The sequence below is a fragment of the Alterotamlana spongicola genome, assembly GCF_035818475.1.
Lineage (GTDB): Bacteria > Bacteroidota > Bacteroidia > Flavobacteriales > Flavobacteriaceae > Cognatitamlana.
On record NZ_JAYMGV010000011.1, the window covers coordinates 1 to 5,929 of the forward strand.

A 5,929-nucleotide genomic window follows, 5' to 3' on the forward strand; every position below is an offset into this window, starting at 1 on the left:
AAAAGAAGGATACACTCAACTTTAGGGTATAAAACTATTAACGAATTTGAAACCGAAATGTATAACCAAAATGTAGCCGCTTAAATCTCGCAATTAATTGTCCACTTTTTTATTGCAAGTCCATATCCCACCCCATGGTATTTATAAAGGTGGTCCTGAAGGATTTGTTTATAATAAATTAGAAGACCATTATATCTGTCCACAAGGTGAGATAATCCCCTTTAAGAAAGGATTTTTAGATTATAGGACCCAAACCAAGAAGAAAGAATATCGTAGTTCCACCCACCAGTGTAAAGGTTGCCCGGTGGTCAAGGAGTGCCTTGGTAAAACAGCCAAGGAGAAGAAGTTTTCTGTTACTTATTACCGTGAACAATACGAAAGAAACAATACCAGGATAAACAGTAAACGAGGCAGGTATATGAAAGGGAAACGCCAAAGTACCGTAGAACCTGTATTTGGAACCCTTACCCAGTTTATGGGGCTCAGGAAGATAAATACCATTGGTATAGCACAGGCCAACAAGGTGATGCATCTATCTGCTATGGCCTATAACCTGAAGAAGTACCTAAAATTCACTGCAAAAACCGTGAAAAGCGATGCCAAAGGTATGCATCATTTTATTTTCAACTAAAAGCTCTAATATCAATTAAAATAAGACCATTGACGACCTTGAATATGTTAAACAAACTAGACTTCTTTAAAGATCAAGACTCCTTAAAAAGGTGCTTTTGAACTAAAATCTGATTTTATTAGTGCTTGTGCAACGATTACCATTGTTGTAAACTGTGCTTTTTATTTTTTCGCCATTAATTTTTCGTAATATTTTTCTTGTTCAGCGTCATTTTTCGCATTATCAAACAAACCAAATAGTCCGAACCAATAAAGTCTTTCATTCATTGTCATTCCTCCAATTCCATCAATTGCCGATTTTCTAAATTCGGTCCACATTGCGTAAACCTTGTCAAAGTCTGTTGGCTTATCAATCCACGAGTTGCCAAGAAATCGTTCAACAGTATCTCTTAATTCAGCAGCATTTCTTTCATCAGTTTTCCATTCCTGAATATTATCTGCTAATTTTTGAACTGTTTCTTCTTTAGAAACTTTGCGTATGTTTTTTGTTAGTTCGTCCAAATTCATTTTTCAACATTCAGTTTGGGCATTGTTTACAACGGTCTTGTATATGAAAAGTAGCGAATTTTATGCACTAACTTTTCGATTTATAACTAATGATAAATTTATAAAATCAACTTTAAAATAAGTACTTAAACCGCTATTTTTTATATAAGTTGCTGTGTGTAGTTTTTTTTTCTTTAAATAATTCATCCAACTCAGTTCTCTCTATCATCAATACTTTTGATTGACTTGAAAGACTTTTATAAAACGAAAGTAGCATCACTTTAGCCACCTTAATAGCTTGAATTGGTTGGTGTTTTCTCAGGGGTGGAATGATTCTCGTCAAGAAAGAGAAAATCTTTAATCCATACCTTTCACCAATCCTTGTTGTGTTTCGCTCTCCAATTAATCCATTAGGCTTAATGATGGCAATTTTATCAAAAGATAAAGCTTCCACATCAATTTCGAGTTTAGCTTTCATTTTACAGTAATAGTTAGACGAATCTATGCTTGACCAAGGGGAAGAAACCAGTACATAATTTTTTATATTGTTTTCAGATGCTGCTTTTGCCGCAGTATATTGATAGGTGTAATCTACCAAATATTGTTTTTCTTTACTTCCCGCTTGTGCTCTAGTTGTTCCTAAACAAGAAAATAATACATCACCAGTAATATGCTTTTTGTAATCCTCTTCTCTGGAGAAATCAATAATGCACTCATTTATTTTTGGGTGCGAAAGTTTAATTTTTCTTCGGGTGATAAAATTTACTTGTTTGCAGTTTTCATCGGCTAAAAGTTCTTGTATGAGAAAATTGCCTACTAAGCCTGTTCCGCCAACAACTGTTGCAATAAATTTCATCTATTAAATGTTACGTTTGTAATTTCTTCAGACAGTTTCCAAAGCTTATTGGCAACAGCTTTATCAAAAGTCTTTTTATCCATTTTAGCCAATTTAGGATAACCAAACATCCCATATTTTGGACCGTAATATTCAATAGGTTTTACTTTGGAATCGGTAGCAGCTCGTAAAGCAGGTAAAGCACCTTTCCAAACTGGCTGTGCCAATACTTTGGTAAGCCAACCGCCAATACCAATGGTTTGTTGACGTTCGGTAGCCGATAACCCAGGGTGGGCTGCAACAGAAATAGCATTGGTTTTTTGACCGTTAAATTTCTCTTGAAGGCTACGAACAAACAAAAGGTTTGCCAGCTTACTATCACCATAGGAATTTACTCTGTGATATTTGCGTTTTTCCCAATTAACATCGTTAAAATCAATATTTCCATATTTATGTCCACCGCTACTCATTGTAACTACCCGTGCGTTTGTGGTTTTGCAAATTAGGTCGAACAGCAACCCTGTTAAAGCAAAATGCCCGTAATGGTTGGTTGCCATATGCATTTCTAATCCGTCTTTGGTAATTCCTTTTTCTTTGAGGTTTACCACACCAGCATTGTTGATAAGCAAATCTAATCTGTTGTATTTGCTTTTAAAAATTTCGGTAAAGGCTCTTACAGAATCAAAATCTGTTAAATCCAACGGTATTATATTTGCGTTGATGGATTTATTGAGTTGAGTTTCTATGTCTTTAATGGCTTTTTCACCTTTAGAAACTGTTCTGCATGCAATAATTATTGTAGCGTTTTTATTGGCTAGCTGTTTGGCAATTTCAAAACCTAAGCCTACGTTGCCGCCTGTGATAATAGCTACGCTGCCTTGTTGATTAGGTATATTTTCTGAAGTCCATTTATTCATTTTTATGTTTTTTTCTTTAATTCTATAACTGTTATTTCTGGCCAAATGCCAATTCTTCCTGGGAATGCCAAAAAGCCAAATCCTCTATTGATGTTTATATATTTTCCGTTCTCTTTATAAATTCCTGCCCAACGTTTATATCTATATTTTATGGGACTCCATTTTATAAAACCTGGAATTTCAATGCCCATTTGCATACCGTGTGTATGACCGCTAAGTGTGAGCTGCAAAGGGTGCGAATGTTGTATGATTTCTTTTTCCCAATGTGTTGGGTCGTGACTTAATACCACACTGAATTTGTCTTTGACATTTGCACCAATAGCTTTACTTAAATCACCTTTTTTTACGAAACCTTTACCCCAGTTTTCAACGCCTATAATAGCGATCTGTTGGTTGTTTCTTTGGACGTACTTTTTCTCATTAAGCAAAAGGTCAAACCCCATTTCTTTTTGGAGCACAAGCATTTGAGTAAAGTTATCTTGCTTATCATTTTTGCTTTCCCACTGTGCATAATCACCATAATCGTGGTTCCCTAATATTGAAAATACACCATCTTTTGCTTTAAGTTTAGAAAAAGTAGCTTTCCAAGGTTGTAATTCTGAAGTTTTTAAATTTACCAAATCTCCGGTGAAAGCGATAAGGTCTGATGCTTGTTGGTTTATTAAATCGATGCCATATTCTACTTTCTCTTTATTATCGAAACTGCCACAATGAAAATCGCTGACGTGCGTAATTTTATAGCCATCAAAAGCTTCAGGAAGCCCATCAAAATATAAGCTGTGTTTAATAACCCTGTAATTGTATTTCCCCTTAAAAACACCATAAAGTAACGAAGCAAAAGGAATGGCAGCAGCACCTAAAGCAATTTGACTTATAAATTTTCTTCGCGAAGGTATATGCGTGATTTTTTTGGGTGATAGAACATATTCGAAAATCCGAATTACATCTTCTAATAAAAGAAAAGTAATGAGCACCAATTTTGTAATGCTTAAAATAATAAAAGCGCCTACAATAATATTAGCTATAGCTGTAGGAAATACTTCCCTGTCAATGAGATAGGTATAAAAACAGAGTGTGGTTACAATTAAGCTAACTCCAAAAAATAGCCCTTTTGCTAGACTAGTATCAATAAGCGTTTTTATACTTTGATAGGCATATAAATCGAGCAGAAAGAAAACAAAAATGATAATAACTAACCTTGTCATTTGGATGTAAAAAATTATTACAAAGTTAGGTTATGTGTATTTTTCAAATCTGAAATTAATTTCAGATTTGAGGTGCTAGAGATTTTGTTTTAATCTACTAAACCATTGAGGTGTAATACCTAAAAAATTGGCAACATATTTAGATGGAATATTTTGAAGAATCTGGGGCAACTTTTCGTGAATATATCGTAGCATTTCTTCGCTAGTGTAGCTTATAAGTTTAGCTCTGATTTCGTTTTTTTCTAAAAGTGATTTTATTCCATAATCCATCATTTGCTCGCTGTAATCAGATGATTTTAAAAAAGTATCAAAGTCAACTTTTTTAATTTCTATAAATGTAGTATTGGTAAATGTTTTTAGGCGATATTCTGATGGTTTTTCTAGATAATAAGGTGCTGCAATGCTTGCTATTGGATGAAACTCTGGAATGAAAAAATTAATGGCACGCTCTATAGCTGTCTTAGGATGAACGTGAAGCATAACGATTCCGCCTTTTTGAATTAAAAATAGTTTATTAGCCATTTCACCATACTCAATAAGTGTGGTATGACTCTGAACCGTTTTTTCAATGCCTAGTTTTGAAAGTTCCTTATGGATTTCTAATAAGTTTTGTTTCATTTTTTAAATTAACCACAACGTGTTTGTATATGGAAAGTTGCATGTTTGTGTGCGAGGATTTTCCGAAGAAAAATCAGAAGCTAGCAAACAAAGTAACTAACATTGGTTTAGGATAAAACTAGCAATTTTTTATATACGGTGTTGTACTGCGTTTTTATTTATCCTAAACCTAACTTATTCTCTTTATCTAGTTTTCTAATGACTTCACACTTGCATTTTGTTGCTATTAGAATCCATTCTTTGAAACTATTTACTTTGTAATATAATTTTCCGTCGTCAATATTATAATAAGCAAGTGGCCATTCTCCATTTTCATTAGTTTGCGAAGTTAACCACACCCAAGCTCCTCCATTTGAGTTTTCGGTCATTAAACACAATAAGCTATCTTTTTTATAAATACCGAAACCATCGGTGTTAATTTCTTCGCCTAAATTTTTTCTAAATTTCCCAAACCAATGTATTGCTCCGAATTCCATATTTATTCCATTAATTGGCTGGTCAATATGGTATAAAGATTCAGCTCCGTTTCCAAATTCTTTAAGGAATGTTTTATAGGGTTCTGGAATTTTTATATTCATATCATTTTCCAACTTTTTTATTTCCTGGTTAGTAATTTTTGAATTGATATTTTCGTGATATTTTAAGTCCTCTTTTAAAATTCCAATTAACGCTTGCATTTCTATATCTGAATTTTTCAGTTCGATTGAATTATTTTTGTATTTAATTGAATTACAAGACATTAACAATGGTATAATTAATAGGTATTTTGATAAAATAGTCATATCGTTTTTCAAATATCTTGTCCTGAAATATGGCTACAGGTTAAAATTGATTTTACGCTGCTAATTTATATACCATATTAGGTGTTTTATAGTCTAAAGATAAGTGTAATCTTACTTCGTTGTATAGATTAATTGCATTTTTTGCTGCTCTTTTAGCGTGTGCTACGTTAGCAATGGACTTACTATATTAGACTGGACATAAAGATGCGAGATTTAGAGTTGCATAAATTAACTTTGAATCATGAAAAAACAGTACAGAAATTACAGTCCTTCATTTAAGAAAAAGGCTGTAGAATTAAGTTATGCCCGAGGGAACACAAAACAAGTGTGTGGGGAATTAGACATTCCGTATTCGGTATTACATCGTTGGCGAAAAGAATCACAAGATTATGGTAAGAATAGTTTTCCAGGTCGAGGAAAGCCGAAATGGACAGATGAACAAAAAGAAATAGCCTT

8 protein-coding genes and 1 pseudogene are annotated in these 5,929 nt (G+C 33.4%); 2 read left to right on the top strand and 7 right to left on the bottom strand.

Going from position 1 to position 5,929, the window contains the following annotated elements:
* Window positions 1-112: 112 nt before the first annotated feature.
* Window positions 113-604, top strand: a pseudogene (locus tag VOI54_RS17875) (transposase); the annotation flags it as partial.
* 188 nt (window positions 605-792) lie between these two features.
* Here VOI54_RS17875 and VOI54_RS17880 read toward each other — a convergent pair.
* From VOI54_RS17880 to VOI54_RS18025, 7 genes are all read right to left on the bottom strand, one after another.
* Window positions 793-1,137: a hypothetical protein gene (locus VOI54_RS17880; protein WP_326284697.1), complete on the bottom strand. Its 345-nt coding sequence runs from the start codon at window positions 1,135-1,137 to the stop codon at window positions 793-795.
* Between the two features lie 133 nt (window positions 1,138-1,270).
* A complete protein-coding gene (locus tag VOI54_RS17885; protein ID WP_326284698.1) occupies window positions 1,271-1,972 on the bottom strand; it encodes an NAD(P)H-binding protein in 702 nt (233 codons plus the stop codon).
* Complete coding sequence (locus tag VOI54_RS17890; RefSeq protein WP_326284700.1) at window positions 1,969-2,868, bottom strand: oxidoreductase; 900 nt, start codon at window positions 2,866-2,868, stop codon at window positions 1,969-1,971. Before VOI54_RS17890 ends, VOI54_RS17885 begins: the two co-directional genes overlap by 4 nt.
* Window positions 2,869-2,870: 2 nt before the next feature.
* Entirely contained in the window at window positions 2,871-4,073 is a 1,203-nt protein-coding gene (locus tag VOI54_RS17895) for a metallophosphoesterase (protein ID WP_326284702.1), read from the bottom strand.
* Between the two features lie 75 nt (window positions 4,074-4,148).
* On the bottom strand, window positions 4,149-4,691 hold the full coding sequence (locus VOI54_RS17900; RefSeq protein WP_326284704.1) for a Crp/Fnr family transcriptional regulator: 543 nt from the start codon (window positions 4,689-4,691) through the stop codon (window positions 4,149-4,151).
* A 158-nt stretch (window positions 4,692-4,849) separates the two neighbouring features.
* Window positions 4,850-5,368, bottom strand: coding sequence for an SMI1/KNR4 family protein (locus VOI54_RS17905; protein ID WP_326284705.1), 519 nt, complete (start codon window positions 5,366-5,368; stop codon window positions 4,850-4,852).
* 157 nt (window positions 5,369-5,525) lie between these two features.
* Window positions 5,526-5,648, bottom strand: coding sequence for a hypothetical protein (locus tag VOI54_RS18025; RefSeq protein ID WP_442809412.1), 123 nt, complete (start codon window positions 5,646-5,648; stop codon window positions 5,526-5,528).
* Between the two features lie 66 nt (window positions 5,649-5,714).
* Here VOI54_RS18025 and VOI54_RS17910 point away from each other — a divergent pair.
* The coding region (locus VOI54_RS17910; RefSeq protein ID WP_326284707.1) for a transposase at window positions 5,715-5,929 on the top strand (215 nt) is incomplete at its 3' end.